The 16693-nt window shown below is 69.9% G+C and carries 20 protein-coding genes; 14 read left to right on the forward strand and 6 right to left on the reverse strand.

The genetic code is table 11. The features are described 5' to 3' along the window. Position 1 precedes the first annotated feature (1 nt). Entirely contained in the window at positions 2-2890 is a 2889-nt protein-coding gene (locus F464_RS27980; RefSeq protein WP_018989065.1) for a response regulator, read from the reverse strand. 426 nt (positions 2891-3316) lie between these two features. Between F464_RS27980 and nifN the strand changes: the two genes are divergently transcribed. The 6 genes from nifN to F464_RS0106965 are packed head-to-tail and all read left to right on the forward strand — an operon-like array spanning position 3317 to position 6587. Next, complete coding sequence (gene nifN, locus F464_RS0106940; RefSeq protein WP_018989066.1) at positions 3317-4705, forward strand: nitrogenase iron-molybdenum cofactor biosynthesis protein NifN; 1389 nt, start codon at positions 3317-3319, stop codon at positions 4703-4705. A 22-nt stretch (positions 4706-4727) separates the two neighbouring features. Beyond that, positions 4728-5156, forward strand: coding sequence for a nitrogen fixation protein NifX (gene nifX, locus F464_RS0106945; protein ID WP_018989067.1), 429 nt, complete (start codon positions 4728-4730; stop codon positions 5154-5156). After that, positions 5149-5622: a NifX-associated nitrogen fixation protein gene (locus F464_RS0106950; protein ID WP_018989068.1), complete on the forward strand. Its 474-nt coding sequence runs from the start codon at positions 5149-5151 to the stop codon at positions 5620-5622. Before nifX ends, F464_RS0106950 begins: the two co-directional genes overlap by 8 nt. An 11-nt stretch (positions 5623-5633) precedes the next feature. Next, complete coding sequence (locus tag F464_RS0106955) at positions 5634-5825, forward strand: CCE_0567 family metalloprotein (protein WP_018989069.1); 192 nt, start codon at positions 5634-5636, stop codon at positions 5823-5825. A 35-nt stretch (positions 5826-5860) separates the two neighbouring features. Continuing rightward, entirely contained in the window at positions 5861-6157 is a 297-nt protein-coding gene (gene fdxB / locus F464_RS0106960; protein WP_018989070.1) for a ferredoxin III, nif-specific, read from the forward strand. 1 nt (position 6158) lies between these two features. Beyond that, a complete protein-coding gene (locus F464_RS0106965; RefSeq protein WP_018989071.1) occupies positions 6159-6587 on the forward strand; it encodes a nitrogen fixation protein NifQ in 429 nt (142 codons plus the stop codon). Between the two features lie 3 nt (positions 6588-6590). On the opposite strand, the gene F464_RS0106970 is transcribed toward F464_RS0106965, so the two are convergent. The 3 genes from F464_RS0106970 to F464_RS0106980 are packed head-to-tail and all read right to left on the reverse strand — an operon-like array spanning position 6591 to position 8293. Next, positions 6591-7016 carry a SoxR reducing system RseC family protein gene (locus F464_RS0106970; protein WP_018989072.1) on the reverse strand — a complete coding sequence of 142 codons (426 nt, stop codon included), beginning with the start codon at positions 7014-7016 and terminating at the stop codon, positions 6591-6593. A gap of 16 nt (positions 7017-7032) precedes the next feature. Further along, on the reverse strand, positions 7033-8037 hold the full coding sequence (locus tag F464_RS0106975; RefSeq protein ID WP_018989073.1) for a hypothetical protein: 1005 nt from the start codon (positions 8035-8037) through the stop codon (positions 7033-7035). A gap of 58 nt (positions 8038-8095) precedes the next feature. Beyond that, positions 8096-8293 carry a 4Fe-4S dicluster domain-containing protein gene (locus tag F464_RS0106980; protein WP_018989074.1) on the reverse strand — a complete coding sequence of 66 codons (198 nt, stop codon included), beginning with the start codon at positions 8291-8293 and terminating at the stop codon, positions 8096-8098. A gap of 266 nt (positions 8294-8559) precedes the next feature. On the opposite strand from F464_RS0106980, the gene F464_RS0106985 reads away from it, so the two are divergent. From F464_RS0106985 to F464_RS0107020, 8 genes are all read left to right on the forward strand, one after another. Then, on the forward strand, positions 8560-9222 hold the full coding sequence (locus F464_RS0106985; RefSeq protein ID WP_018989075.1) for a dioxygenase family protein: 663 nt from the start codon (positions 8560-8562) through the stop codon (positions 9220-9222). Between the two features lie 229 nt (positions 9223-9451). After that, positions 9452-10039 (forward strand): electron transport complex subunit RsxA, encoded by a 588-nt coding sequence (gene rsxA / locus F464_RS0106990; RefSeq protein WP_018989076.1) that lies wholly within the window; start codon positions 9452-9454, stop codon positions 10037-10039. Positions 10040-10050: 11 nt separating this feature from the next. Further along, positions 10051-10578, forward strand: coding sequence for an RnfABCDGE type electron transport complex subunit B (locus F464_RS0106995; RefSeq protein ID WP_018989077.1), 528 nt, complete (start codon positions 10051-10053; stop codon positions 10576-10578). A 16-nt stretch (positions 10579-10594) separates the two neighbouring features. Next, entirely contained in the window at positions 10595-12115 is a 1521-nt protein-coding gene (rsxC, locus tag F464_RS0107000; RefSeq protein WP_018989078.1) for an electron transport complex subunit RsxC, read from the forward strand. Continuing rightward, complete coding sequence (locus F464_RS0107005; RefSeq protein WP_018989079.1) at positions 12112-13236, forward strand: RnfABCDGE type electron transport complex subunit D; 1125 nt, start codon at positions 12112-12114, stop codon at positions 13234-13236. The genes rsxC and F464_RS0107005 overlap by 4 nt, the downstream gene beginning before the upstream one ends. Then, a complete protein-coding gene (rsxG, locus tag F464_RS0107010) occupies positions 13233-13880 on the forward strand; it encodes an electron transport complex subunit RsxG (RefSeq protein WP_026295820.1) in 648 nt (215 codons plus the stop codon). The genes F464_RS0107005 and rsxG overlap by 4 nt, the downstream gene beginning before the upstream one ends. Continuing rightward, a complete protein-coding gene (locus F464_RS0107015) occupies positions 13877-14560 on the forward strand; it encodes an electron transport complex subunit E (protein WP_018989081.1) in 684 nt (227 codons plus the stop codon). The genes rsxG and F464_RS0107015 overlap by 4 nt, the downstream gene beginning before the upstream one ends. A gap of 28 nt (positions 14561-14588) precedes the next feature. Further along, positions 14589-14867, forward strand: a complete 279-nt coding sequence (locus F464_RS0107020) for an RnfH family protein (protein ID WP_018989082.1) — start codon at positions 14589-14591, stop codon at positions 14865-14867. 156 nt (positions 14868-15023) lie between these two features. Here the strand turns inward: F464_RS0107020 and nifW are convergent, their stop codons facing one another. Further along, positions 15024-15350: a nitrogenase-stabilizing/protective protein NifW gene (gene nifW, locus F464_RS0107025; protein ID WP_018989083.1), complete on the reverse strand. Its 327-nt coding sequence runs from the start codon at positions 15348-15350 to the stop codon at positions 15024-15026. Continuing rightward, positions 15347-16507: a homocitrate synthase gene (gene nifV, locus F464_RS0107030; RefSeq protein WP_018989084.1), complete on the reverse strand. Its 1161-nt coding sequence runs from the start codon at positions 16505-16507 to the stop codon at positions 15347-15349. The genes nifW and nifV overlap by 4 nt, the downstream gene beginning before the upstream one ends. Positions 16508-16693: the final 186 nt, after the last annotated feature.

Here is a 16693-nt window from a genome sequence, read left to right on the forward strand (position 1 = left end):
GCTACCGGGCCGGCGCCTCGGACGCCGGCAGCGCCGTCGACAGCGCTTCGATCAGGTCGGAGAGCGCGCGCACGGCGCGGTCGCGGGCTTCTTCGATGTCCGCCGCAGGGGCGCCCTCGTGGATGCACCGTTCGAGTTCGGCCGCGATTTCCTGCAGCAGCGCCGCGCCGATCTGGCCCGCCAGCCCTTTCAGCGAATGGGCGAGGCGCTCGGCCGCAGCGAGGTCGCCACCAGCGAGGGCGGCGTCCAGGCGCGCGGTGAAATCCCCGTAGCCGGTGACGAACTTGCGCAACAGGGAGAGATAGAAGTCTTCCTTCCCCATCAGGCGCCGCACGCCGAGATCGGGATCGAGGCCGGGAACCCGCCTGAGCCGCGCGAGGATGGCGCACGGCGCAGCGGATGGCGCCCCCGGCACACCCGGGGCGCTGGCGGCCGATGCGTCGGCGCGCGGGGCGACCCAGCGCAACAGCGCGGCCCACAGGCGATCGGGGTGGATCGGCTTGGCGAGGTGATCGTTCATCCCCGCCTCGATGCACCGTTCGCGATCGCCCGACATGGCGTTGGCGGTCATCGCGACGATGGGCAGGTCGGCGCAGGCAGGTAGCCGGCGGATCGCACGCGTCGCGGTCACGCCGTCCATCACCGGCATCTGCATGTCCATCAGCACGAGGTCGTAGCTGCACTGCTGCACACGCTGAACCGCTTCCTCGCCGTTTTCGGCGATATCGACGCGGAAGCCCGCGGCGCCCAGCAACTCGCTCGCCACCTCCTGGTTGAGCTCGTTGTCCTCGACGAGCAGCAGGCGGGCGCCGCGGATCGCGGCAAGATCGGTCGGCGCTTCGCCGGTGGCGGCATGCGCCTTGGCTGGCCGCAGGACGCCATCGAGCAGCCGGATCGCGGTGTCGAACAGCGCGGAAGCGGTCACCGGCTTGAGCAGGATGTCATCGACGCCGGCGCCGACGGCCGCGCGCACGACATCCTCGCGCCCGTAGGCGGTGACGACGATGCGCACGGGCAGCCGCGGCAGGCCGAGCTGGCCGATCGCGCGCGCGGCGGCCACGCCGTCGAGTCCGGGCATCTGCCAGTCGAGCAGGACGATGTCGTAGGGCTCGCCGGCCTGCGCCGCGCGCTCGACTTCGACAAGGGCCGCGCGCCCGCAGTCCACGGCATCCACGTGGAAGGTCATGCAGCGCATCATCTCGGCGAGCACGTCGCGCGAGCTGAGGTTGTCGTCGGCGACCAGCGCACGCAGGCCGCGCAGGTCCGGGGCGGGCATGAGCAGGTGCCCCTCGGAACGGCCGATGCCGAGGCGGCAGGTGAACCAGAAGGTGGAACCAGCGCCCGGCTTGCTGTCGACGCCGACGCTGCCGCCCATCATGCCGGCGAGCCGCTTGCTGATCGCAAGCCCCAGCCCCGTGCCGCCGTACTTGCGCGTGGTCGAGGTGTCCGCCTGCTCGAAGCTGCGGAACAACCGCCCGCGCTGCTCGTCGTCGATGCCGATGCCGGTGTCGCGCACTTCGAAGCGCAGCACGACGTCGCCGTCCTCGAAGCTTTCGCGCCGGATGCGCAGGACGATCTCGCCGCGGTCGGTGAACTTGACTGCGTTGTTGGCGTAGTTGAGCAGGATCTGGCTGATGCGCAGGGGGTCGCCGATGAGGCTCGCCGGCACGTCGGACGCGAGGTCGATGACCAGTTCGAGGCCCTTCGCGTTGGTTTTCTCGACGATCTGGGCGCCGACGTCGGCGACGGTCTTCTCGAGGTCGAAGTCGATGTGCTCGATGACGAGCTTGCCGGCCTCGATCTTGGAGAGGTCGAGCACGTCGTTGATGATGCCGAGCAGGTGCTGGCTGGACGCGAGGATCTTCTCGAGGTAGTCGCGCTGACGCGCGTCGAGCTGCGTGCGCAGGGCGAGGTAGGTCATGCCGATGACGGCGTTCATCGGCGTGCGGATCTCGTGGCTCATGTTGGCGAGGAAGTCCGACTTGATGCGTGCGGCGTCCTCGGCGAGCGCGCGGGCCTTCTGCATCCGCTCGATGGCTTCGAATTCGGCGGAGATGTCGTCGACGACCCAGACCGAGCCCTTGCGGCGGTCCGACAGATCCACGGCCGTGCCGGTCAGGCGCGCCCAGAACAGCGTGCCGTCGCGGCGCATGAGCTGCTGCTCGCGCCGGTGCGATTCGCCACGCCAGATCGCGGTGTACACCGGCTCGCCGCCTGCTGCGTGCGCGTCCTCGTCAGGGTACCAGACCGCCGTGCGTTGCCCGACGAGCCCGCCATGCGGCCAGCCGAACATTTCGTGCAGGCGCCGGTTGCAGCGCACCAGCACGCGGTCCTTGATCAGGGCGATGCCCGAGGTCGCGGTGTCGAAGATCGCCTGCTGCTCGGCGTTGGCTTCGCGCAGCGAGGCGCTGACCGCGGCCAGTTCGGCGGTGCGCTCGGCGACGAGGCCTTCGAGCCGCTCGCGGTACTCCGCCAGCTCGCGCTGCGCCTGCTTCTGCTCGGTGATGTCGGTGAGCACCGAATGCAGCAGCGCGCGCTCGCCGTCGTGGATCACCGTGACCAGCGTGTCGACTTCGACCAGCGTGCCATCGCCGCGCACGTGCTCCCATTCGAAGCGCCCACCGCCGTCGGCAAGCGCCCGCCGCGACATCTCCTCCGCGAGCACGCTGGAAGGCTGGCCGTCCGGCTGCAAGGGCGGCGAGATGTCGCTGGGGCTGCGGCCGAGGAGGCGGTCGAGGCGGTCGAGGCGCAGGAGGTCGAGCGCCGCGCGGTTGGCGGCGATGAAGCGGCCGTCCTCGACGAGCACGATCGCATGGCGCGCGTCCTCGAACAGCATGTGGAAACGCGCCTCGCCGGCGGGCGAGCGGACTTCGACGCGGCCGGACATCATGCTCGACCGACTCCGTTCGCGGCAGCGGGGAAGACTGCGATTCGCATGGGACGGCCGACAGGCATCCGATAGACGGGCATCTGCGCTCCTCGTGTCCTGAATTTGACGTTCATCGACGTGCGTGCCGGAGGCCGGGCACGGCCGGATGGGTGCGTCCTCGCGGGGCGGGCCGGGTAGCGGCGCACGGCTCCAGCCAGCCGTCATCATACCGCGGGCGGCCCTGATTGCCGTGCGGGATTGCCGCCCGGAACGGCCTGCAGCCGCGCTGCACGGGTTGTGTGGCGCTTGCGACAGGTTCGTGTCGGACATCCGCCAAAGCCGTTCCCGCACGATCCGGCGCCGCGGCCATGTGCCTGTTTTTGCGGGAGTATGTACCTCTGGCACCGTTCCTGCTGTGCAGTGCTCGTACCCTTTCGAGCACGCATCATGGCCACGATCATTCCCGGCAGGAAAGCCTGCACGACGAACCCGCTGAAGATGAGCGCACCGATAGGCGCCGCGCTGGCCTTCCTCGGCATGGACCGCGCGCTGCCCTTGCTGCACGGCTCGCAGGGCTGCACGGCCTTCGGGCTGGTGCTGTTCGTGCGCCACTTCCGCGAGACGATTCCGCTGCAGACGACCGCGATGAACGAGGTCACGACCATCCTCGGCGGCCTGGAGAACATCGAGCAGGCGCTGCTGAACATCAAGAAGCGCGCCAACCCGGCGCTGATCGGGATCTGCTCGACCGGCATCACCGAGGCCAAGGGCGACGACGTCGCGGGCTTCCTGAAGCTGATCCGCGACAAGCATCCGGAGCTCGCCGGCACGGAGGTCGTCTACACCTCGACGCCGGACTTCGTCGGCGGCTTCTCCGATGGCTGGGCGAAAGCCGTCAGCGCGATGGTCGACGCCCTGGTGCCGCCGACCAAGGTGCGCACGCCGTGGCAGGTGAACATCCTCGCCGGTTGCCACCTGACGCCGGGCGACATCGAGGAGATCCGCGAGACGGTCGAAGCCTTCGGCCTCACGCCCATCGTGCTGCCGGACCTCTCGGGCTCGCTCGACGGCCACATCCCGGAGACCTTCCTGCCGCACACGCTGGGCGGCACGCGCCTCGCGGACGTGAAGCGCATGGGCGCCTCGGCGATCACGATCGCGATCGGCGAGCAGATGCGCCCGGCCGCGGCGCTGCTGGAGAAGAAAGCCGGCGTGCCCTTCCGCGTGTTCGAGCGCCTCACCGGGCTTGCCGCCTGCGATGCCTTCATCGCGCTGCTGTCCGACCTGTCCGAACAGGACGTGCCGCTGAAATACCGCCGCCAGCGCAGCCAGCTGCAGGACGCGATGCTCGACGGCCATTTCTACTTCGGCGAGCAGAAGGTCGCGATCGCCGCAGAGCCGGACCTGCTGTTCGCGCTGTCGCACTTTTTCGCCGACATGGGGGCAACGGTGAGCTGCGCGATCGCGCCGCAGGACGCGCCGGTGCTCGCGCGCGTGGCGGCGGAGACGGTGCGCATCGGCGACCTGGGCGATTTCGAGGAGCACGCCGCCGGCTGCGACCTGCTGGTCACCCATTCGCACGGCCGCCAGGCCGCGGCGCGACTGGGCATCCCCTTCTGGCGCGCCGGCTTGCCGACCTTCGACCGACTGGGCGTCGCGCACAAGGTTTCGGTCGGCTATCGCGGCACGCGCGATCTGATCTTCGAGGTGGGCAATGTCTTCATGGAGCAACTGCACGCGCATGAACAGCACGTCACCCCCGCCAGCCTGCGGCCCGACCTCCACCGAGCCGGCCCCGCGCCGGCCGTGGATGCGCCGGCTCGCGCTGGTCACTGATTCGCCATTGGGAGAACTCGGCATGAAAGTCGCCTTTGCAACGGAGAACCTGATCGACGTGGACGCCCACTTCGGCTGGGCGAAGAAGATCGCGATCTACGAAGTGCAGCCGGACGCAAGCCGGCTGGTCGAAGTCGTCGAGTTCGCCGGCGATCTCGCCGAGGACGGCACCGAGGACAAGCTCGTGCCCAAGCTCGACGCGGTGCGCGATTGCGCGATGCTGTACGTGGCGGCGATCGGCGGCTCGGCGGCGGCCAAGGTCGTGAACCTGCGCGTGCATCCGGTGAAGGTGGCGAACCCGCAGCCGATCGCGACGATCATCGAGCGCCTGCAGGAGGTGCTCAAGGGCACGCCGCCGCCGTGGCTACGCAAGGTGCTGCTGAAGGGCCGCGAGCGCAGCTTCGATTTCGATGCGGAGCATGACGCCGCGAGCGAGGCCGAACATGCCTGACGCCCTCGCCCCCGACGAGGCGGCCGTCGTCATCGCCGCATCGCCCTTCCTCGCGGAGCTGGTCAAGCTGATCCGCGCCCAGGACACCTTCGGCCGGCGCGAGCACAAGAGCGATGCCGACATCCTCAAGCCCTTCGTCGTCGACAAGGCCGCGCGCAAGCTGATCTCCATCATCGACGATCCGGGCCCGGAGGTGATGGCGCGGGTGGAACTGTTCTACAACGCCGCCGGCCTCGCGATCGAGCGCCGCACGGGGCTCATCGCGACACCGACGATCAAGCTCAACCACGAAGGCTTCGGCCGCGCGATGCTGACGACGGGGCGCCTGATCGTGTTCTCGAAATACCACCGCGACATCCACCGCTTCGGCTTCGACACGCTGCAGGCGCTCGCCGAAGCCGGCGACCGCATCGTCGGCGAGGCGGCGGAGCTCATCGGCCGCTTCCCCGAGATCGCGAATTTCTGAGGTGAACATCGATGACGAGTGATGAACTGAAAGCGCTGGTGAAGAAGCTCAACGCGCAGGCGACCCAGGCCAAGATGGACCTGCACGACCTGTCCGAGGAACTGCCGATTGGCTGGGAGCGCATCCCCGAGCAGGCGCAGAAGACTTTCGAGGCCTACGCGAAGCTCGCCGAAGCGCGTACCCGGCTGGCCGCCGCCGGTTGAGCGCCGGATCCCGATTACCCTTTCACGGAGCAGCCATGTCCCACTTCACCGTCACCCTGCCCTCGGGCGTCGCCTGGACGCCCAACTTCATCGCCGCGATCAACCAGGACAAGTGCATCGGCTGCGGCCGCTGCTTCAAGACCTGTGCGCGCGAGGTACTGCAGCTCATGGCCGTCGACGACGATGGCGAGATGTTCGCGATCGAGGACGAAGACGAGGAATACGAGAAGAAGGTGATGCACATCGCGCACCCGGAGAGCTGCGTCGGCTGCGAGTCGTGCAACAACAACTGTGCGCGGCGCTGCATCTCCTATGCGCCGAAGGCGATGTAACATGCGCCCCGCCGCCGCATACCTCGCGATGATAGCCGCGCGCTGGAAGCCCGGCGGCAGCCTGTTCGCCGCCGGCGCGCGCCACGACGAGTACGAGGACGTGCGCCGCCTGCTGCTGCAGGGCGCCGCGGGGCGCAGCGCCGACGTGGTCGCGCTGGCCGAATGCGTCGCGCGCGCCTGCATGGGCGAGGACCACCTGTGGCACGACCTCGGCCTGCCTTCGCGCGCCGAGTTGTCCGCGCTACTGCACGAGCACTTCCCGCGCCTCGCCGGACGAAACGTGAACGGCATGCGCTGGAAGAAGTTCTTCTACAAGCAGCTGTGCGAAGAGGTCGGCATCAGCGCCTGCCGCGCGCCGTCCTGCGGCGTGTGCGCCCACCACGGCGAATGCTTCGGCAGCGAGGATCTGCCGCTGCTCGCCTTCGCCTGAGCATCAGTCTCCCGCTCGGCCGCGCCGCAGCAGCTCGAGCGGCACCGACGCGGCGCGGAACATCCGCGTGACGAGCACGCCCAGCACGAGGCCGCCGAACGCGCCCAGCACCGCGGCGACGTCGGTGTGCGCGAGCCGGTCGCCGCCGACCGCGCCGGCGACGATCAGCAGCGCCGGCAACAGGTAGCCCAGGAGCGCCGCACGGTTGATCGCATCCGGGTCGGCCGCGAGCGTCACCGCATCGCCCGGCGCAAGGCCGTCGCATGCGGGCACCGTCACGAGCGACACCTTGGCGCCGCCCGCGAGCTTGCCGACGCCGCAACGGCTACGCTCGCCGCAGCTCGAACAGCCCTGCACCGGCACCGCGACGAGAGCCCTGCCCCCCTCGACCGACCGGACCACGCCCTCATGCGTCAGCACACCGGACATCGCAACAGGCCTCCGTTCAGAACGCGTAGGGCCGGTGCAGCCACTGTCGCACCACCGCCAGATCGCGCTCGGGAAGATAGGAAAACCCCGCCGCCGCGTCGGACGCGACCGCGGCCGGCACCCAGTGCCCCACCGCCTTGCCGGCGAGCATGCCGAAGTACCACGCCATCGGATAACCGACGGCGCGGTCGAAGGCGAGCAGCGCCGCGTGCAGCGACAACCCACTCGCGCCCTCGCGCGCGCCGAAGCGCGGGGCCTCGCCGGTCAGCGCGGGGATGGGCGTCGCACGCACGAGGGTCTGCCGGAAGCGGTCCAGATGCTCGCGCAGCGCGATCGCCCAGTGGTTGCAGAAGGCGGTCGCCGGCCCCGCGCTGGAGGCATCCCAGTCCGCGACGAAGCGGTGGATGGGCTGCGGTTCGAGCGCCTGCGTGCGCATGCGCGCGAGCAGATCGCCGACATGCGTGAGGCGGCGGAAGCGGTAGTGCGCGGCCTCGACGGGCGTGCCGCAGCGCGGCCCATGCTCGCCCGCGCACGCCTCGCCGCCGCAGGGCGCGTCGATCAGTTCGTCCAGCGTCCCGGGTGCAGCTCCGTCGCGGAACAGCGGCGACGCCCAGGTCTCCTGCAGCGCCTCGACCTCCAGCTGGACGAAATCCGTGCTCGCCCGCCCCGGCGCCGCAGCCGCGAAGTAATGCGTGCGGCCACGCAGGTGGGTCGCACGCAGCGTCGAGCCCCCGTAGTCGTCGAGCAGCGCGCCGAGCTCGCCGTCGCGCGCCTCCAGTTCCGCGACTGCCCATTGCTCGAGATTGTCGGAGACGCGCACGCCGTCCGCGTCCATCACGCCCCCCAACCGGTACCAGCCGCCGCGGCACAGCACCTCGCGGAACGGCCAGTCGGGCAGGTGCTTACGAATCGCATGCGCGAGCGCCGCCGGCCCCGCGGCGGCGGGGGTCACGGAGCAGGCTTCGACGACGGGCTCGGCGAGCTGGCGGCAGCGCTCGCCCCAGGCAGTGGGCGCATTCATGCGGAGCTCCTTCCCGGATGGCCGGACGAGGCGCGCCCGGCCGCGGTTTGCACGCGCATCACAGATAGACGATGCAGTTCTCGCCGGCCGGGCACACCGCCAGGCATTGCGGCGAATCGGCATCGCCGTCGCACTCCGTACAGGTGTCGACGGTGATACGGAAGACGCCGCCCTTCTCGGTGATCGACTTGGTCGGACAGGCGGGCTTGCAGTCGCCGCAGGCGGTGCATTCGTCGGCGATGATCTTCATGGCCATGGTGGGCTCCTTGATGACGGGATGGGATCCGATTCCCCGCGCCGTCGCGACGACGACGCGGCGAGGCTCACGCGGCTTATCGCAAGGACGGTGCCACGCCCGACGAGATCACTCAAGCCACTGAAAACAAATGCAAACCATGCTCAGAACGGCCTTCGCAGGCCGCGTCGCGAATGTCGGGTTTGTGACAAGCGAAGCGCGACGTCGTACGGAACCCGCGGACCGTAAAGCCATCGAACATTCGCCCGCCCCGACAGGACGACTCGATGCACACCCCCTCCCCCAATCCCGACACGACCCGCGGCACGCTCCGCCGCCGCATCCTGCGCTGGCTGGGCGGCCTCCCCTTCCTGCCGCTGGGGCTGGCGACGACCGCGGTTCCGGCCGGCGCCGCCACCCTGCGCCCTACGCCCGAGGATGACATCGGCCCCTTCTACCCGCTCGACTGGAACGGCGACATCGACGCCGACCTGACGAAGCTCGCCGGCGCACCGGGAAGCAGCGTCGAAGGCGCACTGCTGCGCCTCAGCGGCGCCGTGCGCGACACTACCGGGAAACCGGTCGCCGACGCCGCCGTCGAAATCTGGCAGGCCGACGCGCGCGGCCGCTACCGCCACCCCGGCGTCGATCCGCGCACGCGCGATCCCGCCTTCCAGGGCTTCGGCCGCACGATGACGGACGCCCAGGGCCGTTACAGCTTCCTCACGATCCTGCCGGGCAACTACGGCACGCGCCCGCCGCACATCCACTTCCGCGTCGCCCAGCCGGGACGTGCCGAGTTCGTCACGCAGATGTACTTCCGCGGCAACAACCGCGAGGGCAACGGCTACGCCCCGCCCGAGCGCGAATTCCTGACGGTCGCGCTCACGCCCGGCAAAACCGGCGCGCCGCAATCCGCCACCTTCGACATCGTCCTCGCCGCCCGCTGAGCACGCCCCCGGAGCATCCCGCGCGGGCTGTCGCAAAGACGACAGCCGCGTCGGCTTTGTCAGGATTGCCCCCCGCGCCCCACCGTCACGCCTGCTCGCCGGGCAGCTTGTACAGCATCACAAGGTGCTGAATCCGCGGCACTTTCATCCCCACCCGGAGCCCGTGGCACGCTCCATGCACTAGCGCCCTCGTAGCGGCAACCGCCGCGACCGAAACACTGCGCAAGCCATGACTGCCACGACCGAAATCCTGTTGCTGCTGCTCTCGACCGCCCTCGTGAACAACGTGGTGCTGGTCAAGTTCCTCGGCCTGTGTCCCGTGATGGGCGTCTCCAAGAGCATGGACGCCGCCCTCGGCATGGGGCTCGCGACCACCTTCGTCATCACGCTGGCGTCGGCGCTGTGCTGGATGCTCGACCGCTGGCTGCTCGCCCCCTTCGAACTCGGCTTCCTGCGCATCCTCTGCTTCATCCTCGTGATCGCCGCCGCGGTGCAGTTCGTCGAGATGGTCATCAAGAAGACCAGCCCCGCGCTGTACCAGAGCCTGGGCATCTACCTCCCGCTCATCACGACCAACTGCGCCGTGCTCGGACTCGCCCTGCTCAACGTGCAGCAGAGCTTCGGCTTCATGAAGAGCGTGCTGTACGGCTTCGGCTCGGCGCTCGGCTTCACGCTGGTCCTGCTGGTCTTCGCCGGCCTGCGCGAACGCCTCGCGCTCGCCCGCGTGCCCGCCGCGTTCGACGGCGCGCCGTCTGCATTCGTCACCATCAGCCTGCTGAGCCTCACCTTCATGGGCTTTTCCGGCCTGATCTCCTGAGGAGCATCACCATGCTCGTTGCCGTCTCCAGCCTCACCGTCCTCGGCGCCGTTCTGGGCGTGCTGCTCGGTTTCGCGAGCCGCCGTTTCCACGTCGAAGGCAACCCCGTCGTCGCCGAAGTCGAGGCACTGATGCCCGGTTCCAACTGCGGCCAGTGCGGCTTCCCCGGCTGTGCCGGCGCCGCGGCGGCCATCGCCGGCGGCGAGGCGCCCGCCACCTGCTGCCCGCCCGGCGGCAAGGCGCTCGCGCAGAGCATCGCCGCCAGGCTGGGACTCGACATCGACCTCTCGGCGGTCGCCGATGCCGGCCCGCAGCTCGCCGTCGTCACCGAAGACATCTGCATCGGCTGCTGCCGCTGCATCAAGGCCTGTCCGACCGACGCGATCCTCGGCGGCGCCAAGCAGATCCACGCCGTGCTGCACGAGGCCTGCACCGGCTGCGGCAACTGCGTCGAACGCTGTCCGACCGAAGCCATCGGACTGAAACCGGTCCCGCTCACGCTCCAGCACTGGGTGTGGCCCAACCCGGCCCGCGCCTGAACCCGGAACGCACATCATGGGATTCTTAGACAAGATCTTCCGCCCCCTCACCCGCAGCGAACCCTGGGGCGTGCATCCGGACGAGCGCAAGCGCCCGGCCTCGGAAACGCCGATCCGCCGCCTGCCGCCCCCGCCGCTCCTGTACCTGCCGCTGTCCCAACACGTCGGCGCCGCGGCCGAGCCCATCGTGCGGATCGGCCAGAAGGTCCTCAAGGGCGAGTGCGTCGCGACCGCCAAGGGCAACATCTCCGCGCCGGTGCACGCGCCGACCTCCGGCGAAATCGTCGCGATCGGGCCGATCACCGCGCCGCACCCCTCGCGCCTCGAGATGATGGCGATCACGCTGCGTAGCGACATGGAAGACCGCTGGGCGCCGCTCGAAGGCCTCGCCGATCCGCTCGCCCGCGCGCCCGAGGAACTCGCGCGCCGCGTCGCCGAAGCCGGCATCGTCGGCCTCGGTGGCGCGACCTTCCCCGCCTCGGTGAAGCTCGGTCTCGGCCACCGCTCGCGCATCCGCACGCTGATCCTCAACGGCAGCGAATGCGAACCCTACCTGTCGTGCGACGACCGCCTGATGCGCGAGCGCGCCGGGGGCGTCATCCGCGGCGCGGTGCTGATGCGCCACGCCACCGGCGCGCGCGAAGTGCGTATCGGCATCGAGGACAACAAGCCCGAGGCGATCGCCGCGATGCGCGCCGCCGTCGACGGCCATGCGGACGTGCAGGTCTGCGTCGTCCCCGCGCGCTACCCGATGGGCTCGGACCGCCAGCTCATCATCGAACTCACCGGCATCGAAGTGCCGGCCGAATCGCGCGCGGCCGACGTCGGCGTGCTCGTGCACAACGTCGGCACGGCCTTCGCGATCCACCAGGCCATCGACCTCGGCCGCCCGCTGGTGAGCCGCCTCATGACGCTCAACGGCGAAGCCCTCGCCCAGCCGGGCAACTACGAGGTCCTCGTCGGCACTCTCGTCGAAGACCTCCTCGCCTTCGCCGGCGGGGTGCGCGGCGAACCCGCGCGCCTCGTCATGGGCGGCCCGATGATGGGCCTCCTGCTGCCCTCCGCCAAGGTGCCCGTCGTCAAGGGCTGCAGCGGCATCCTCGCGCTGTCCGCCACGGAAGTCGCACGCGACGAACCCGGCCCCTGCATCCGCTGCGGCAGCTGCACCCGGGCCTGTCCGGTCGGCCTGCTGCCCCTCGAGATGAACGCCCGCATCGCCAACGCCGCCCTCGATGCCGCCGTCGCCCTCGGCCTGCACGACTGCATCGGCTGCGGTTGCTGCGCCTGGGTGTGCCCCTCGCGCATCCCGCTCGTACAGGCCTTCAACCATGCGAAGGGCGAACTCGCCGCGCACGAGCGCGACAAGAAGCGCACGGACGCGACGCGCCGGATGGCCGAAGCGCGCAGCGAGCGCCTCGAACGCGAAGCGCGCGAGAAGGCTGAGGCCGCCGCGCGCCGCGCCGCCGAGCGCAAGGCACAGAAGGCCCGCGAAGCCGCCGAGAGCGCGGCATCCAACTCCGAAGGAGCCCCGGCATGAGCCCCGTTCCCACCTCCGCCGACGACGGCGCCCTGCCCGCTCTGCCCACCCTCGCCGCCTCGCCCCACGCCCACGGCGGCATGTCCGTCGCGCAGGTCATGCAGCGCGTGATGCTCGCGCTCGCCCCCGCGACGCTGTTCGGCTTCTGGCTGTTCGGCTGGCCGGCGATCAACCTCTTCGCCGTCACCATCGGCGCCTGCCTCCTCGCCGAGCGCTTCTGCGAACGCCTGATGGGCCGCACGAGCAGCCTCGGCGACGGCTCGGCGCTGCTCACCGGCTGGCTCCTCGCGCTGTCGCTGCCGCCCTGGGCGCCGGCCTGGATCGGCCTCCTCGGCGGCTTCATCGCCATCGTCGTCGGCAAGCAGGTCTTCGGCGGCCTCGGCCAGAACCTCTTCAACCCGGCGATGGTCGCGCGCGTCGCCCTCCTCGTCTCCTTCCCCGTCGTGATGACGCAGTGGGTCGTCCCCCAGCCGCTGTTCTCGGCAGACGCCCCCGGCTTCATCGACAGCCTGCGCATCACCGCAGAAGCGCCGGCCCACCCCGACGCCGTCACCTCCGCATCGCTGCTCGGCCACAGCAAGACCGAACTGGCGCGCGGCATCACGATCCCCGAAGCCCTCGCCAGCGGCCCGCAGACGCTCTTCGACTGGACCGGCCTGCGCACCGGCAGCCTCGGCGAAACCGGTACCCTGCTGGTGCTCGCCGGCGGACTCTACCTCCTCGCCAGCGGCATCATCCGCTGGCATATCCCGGCGGCCGTGCTCGCCGGCATCGCCCTGCCCGCCCTCGTCGGGCATGCCGCGGATCCGGCGCGCTACCTCTCGGCCACGCAGCACCTGCTCTCGGGCGCGGCACTCCTCGGCGCCTTCTTCATCGCCACCGACTACGTCACCTCGCCCAACACCCCGGCGGGCCAGCTCATCTTCGGCTTCGGCATCGGCATCCTCACCTGGATCATCCGCAGCTGGGGCGGCTACCCCGAGGGCATGGCCTTCGCGGTGCTGCTGATGAACGCACTGACCCCCGTGATCGACCGCTACTGCCGCCCGCGCATCCTCGGCCGCCGGCGCGACGGACGCGCGCTCGAACCGACCCCGATCGACAACACCGGAGGCGCATGATGGGCACCGACCAATCCCCCGGCTTCTCGCTCGACGCGCTACGCGACCGGCTCGCCTACCAGCCCCTGCTGCTCGGCGGCGTCGCCCTCGTCGCCGGCACCGCGCTCACGCTCGCCAACAATGCGACGCGCGCGCCCATCGCCGCCGCCGAGGCGCACGACACGCAGATGACGCTCGCGCAGGTCCTGCCTGCCGGCAGCGCCGACAACGACCTGCTCAGGGACGTCCTCGAACTTCCCAGCCCCGCCGCCGGCAGCACCCGCAGGATCCACATCGCACGCAAGGCCGGCGTCGTCACCGGTGCCGTCTTCAACGTCTCCGAGCGCGGCTACGCGGGCGAGATCCGCCTGCTGATGGCCGTCGATCCCGCGGGCAGGGTGCTGGGCGTGCGCGTCCTCAAGCACACCGAGACGCCCGGCCTCGGCGACAAGATCGAGATCGCCCGCAACCCGTGGATCACGAGCTTCAGTGGCAGATCGCTCGGCGACCCCACCGCCGACAAATGGGCCGTCAGGAAGGACGGCGGCATCTACGACAGCTTTGCCGGCGCCACCATCACACCGCGCGCAGTGGTCAAGGCCGTCAAGGGCGGCCTCGACTACTTCGCCGCCCATCGCAACGAAATCCTCGGAGCACAGCCATGAACGCCGCCAAACTGATGCGCGACGGCCTGTGGGACAACAACGTCGTCTTCGCCCAACTCCTCGCGATGTGCCCGGCAATGGCCGTGACGACCTCGGCCACCAACGGCCTCGGCATGGGCCTCGCGACCACCGCGGTGCTGATCGTCTCCAACATCCTCGTCGCCTCGATCCGCCATGTGGTCAGCGCACAGGTGCGCATCCCCGTGTTCGTCGTCCTCATCGCGACCCTCGTCACGATCATCGACCTCGTCCTCAACGCCTGGCTGCACGAGCTCTACAAGGTGCTCGGCCTCTTCATCGCGTTGATCGTCGTGAACTGCGCCATCCTCGGCCGCGCCGAAGCCTTCGCGGTACGCAACCCCGTTCCCGCCGCCGCGATCGACGGCCTCGCGATGGGCGTCGGCTTCACCGCCGCGCTCACCGTCATCGGCCTGATCCGCGAGATCCTCGGCAGCGCCACCGTGTTCGCGCAGGCCAGCGCACTCCTCGGCAGCCACTTCGCCTTCCTCGAGATGAAGATCGACGCCTGGAACGGCGCCCTGCTGATGATCCTGCCCCCCGGCGGCTTCGCCGTGCTCGCCTTCCTCCTCGCCGGCAAGCGCGCGTGGGAGCTCAAGCGCCGGCAGACCGCGCGCGCCAGCGAATCCCACTGCTCCGTCCCCGGCCCCGCGTCGGCGTGAGCGGAACGACCAGCGAAGGAGAGCCCCCATGCAAGTCGGCGTTGCCTACACAGAACCGGGCCAGCAGGCCTGGGTCACCATTGACGTCCCCGACCAGGCGACCGTCCGCGACGCCATCGAACGCTCCGGCATCCTGCGGCAGTTTCCCCACATCGACCTCGCCATGCAGAAAATCGGCGTGTTCAGCAGGCTCGTGAAGCTCGACGCCCCGCTGCGCGCCGGCGACCGCGTCGAGATCTACCGCCCGATCACCTGCGACCCGCAAACCGTTCCGCGCCGCGACCTCGCTGACGGCGACGAGGACTGAAACGCCCTGTCCGCAACCGCGCCACACAGCGCCGTGCTCGCGGAGCCGGTGCGTGCGAGGGCCTTGCGCCTCCGATCGACGGAACAAACGCGGGCCGGACTCCGCCCCCGCGTCCGCGAGGCGAATCCGGCCCGCCGAGGCGTCGTCCGAATCGGCTCAGGAACCCAGGCTCCGCCGCAACCCCTCGATCGTCACACGGTGCTCCCCCTGCGCAGTCTGGAACACCTTGAACACCTTCTGCTCGATACCGCTCGACGCGACGAAGTCGTTGTGCGCCCGCGCAAGCAGCGCGCGACAGGCCGCGAAGGCCGACGCAGCAGGCAGGCTCTCGACCCCGCCCGTGTGCGCCAGATACTGCTGGAAGCGCTTCAGGATGTGCAGGCGGCTCACCTGCACGACCGCGACGTCGTAGGGGATCGCAAAGTAATTGAGGAAATCCTCCGCGCTTTCGAGGTGCTTCAGATCTTCGACAAGGGTACTCACGGCATCACTCCTTCGGTAAGCAGCGCACGGCATTCACGGTGGAAGCGCATCAACTCGCGCAGATCGGGACTACTCTTGGTCCGCATCGCATGCTCGCGCACGCGCTCGAGCACGAGGCGGGCGGTCACCGCATCGACCTCCAGCCCCAGCTCGCTGCACGCATTCACGACCGACGCCGCGCCGGAATGCTTGCCCAGCACCAGGCGATGGCTGCGTCCGACCTCGGCCGGATCGAAGCTCTGGTAATTGCCCGCGTCCTTCACCAGCCCATCGACGTGGATCCCCGCCTCGTGCGTGAACACCCAGCCGCCGACAATCGGCTTGTTGGCCGCCACCGGCCGTCCAGACGCCTCCGCGACCAGCTCCGAGATCACCGGCAGCTGCCGCGTATCGACCCCCGACTCGAGCCCCTGCAGGTGGCGCAGCGCCATCACCGCCTCCTCGAGCGGCGCGTTGCCCGCGCGCTCCCCGAGACCGTTGACCGTCGTGCTGATGTGTGTCGCGCCGGCCTTCACGGCCGCCAGCGTATTCGCGGTCGCGAGCCCCAGGTCGTCATGCGCGTGCATCTCGACGTCCAGGTCGCACTCGGCCCGCAATCGTGCGATCGCCGCATGGGTTGAAAACGGGTCGAGCACGCCCAGCGTATCCGCGTAGCGAAAGCGCACCGCGCCACCGGCCTGTGCGGCCTCCAGCACGCGGCACAGGAAGTCGGGATCCGCGCGCGACGCATCCTCGCCCCCGACCGACACCACCAGCCCGCGCTCGCGGGCCGCGCGCAAGGTATCGCGCAGCTGCGCCAGCGCCCAGTCACGGCTCCGCCCCAGCTTGCGCTCGATCTGCTGGTCCGACACCGGCAGCGCCAGATGGATGATGTCGGCCCCGCAATCGGCCGCCGCGTCGAGATCGGCCACGCACACGCGGCACCACACCATCAGCCGCGCCGGCAGCTTCAGCGCGACGATCGCGCGGATCACCGCGCGTTCGGCCTCGCCCATCGCCGGCACGCCGATCTCCATCTCGCGCACCCCGGCCGCCGCCAGCGCCTGCGCGATCACCAGCTTCTCGTCCGCCGTGAAGGCGACCCCGGCCGTCTGCTCCCCGTCGCGCAGGGTCGTATCGTTGATCGTCACCATGATGCTGCGTCCCGTGAATGGCATTGCCCTGCTACCGCAAGGACGATGCCACCCCCGCATCCACCGCAACTTCGCCCCGCAAGCGGCGGCATTTCGGGGATTCGCCCTGCACCGTCGGCCGGACCGGACGACTTCGGCGCGACAATTGGCACGAACCCGACACAGACAATCGTCACTTCACGAACAACGCGGCGAAAAAAAAAGCGCCGG

The organism is Aromatoleum toluclasticum ATCC 700605, from assembly GCF_000378245.1.
Taxonomy (GTDB): Bacteria; Pseudomonadota; Gammaproteobacteria; order Burkholderiales; family Rhodocyclaceae; genus Aromatoleum; species Aromatoleum toluclasticum.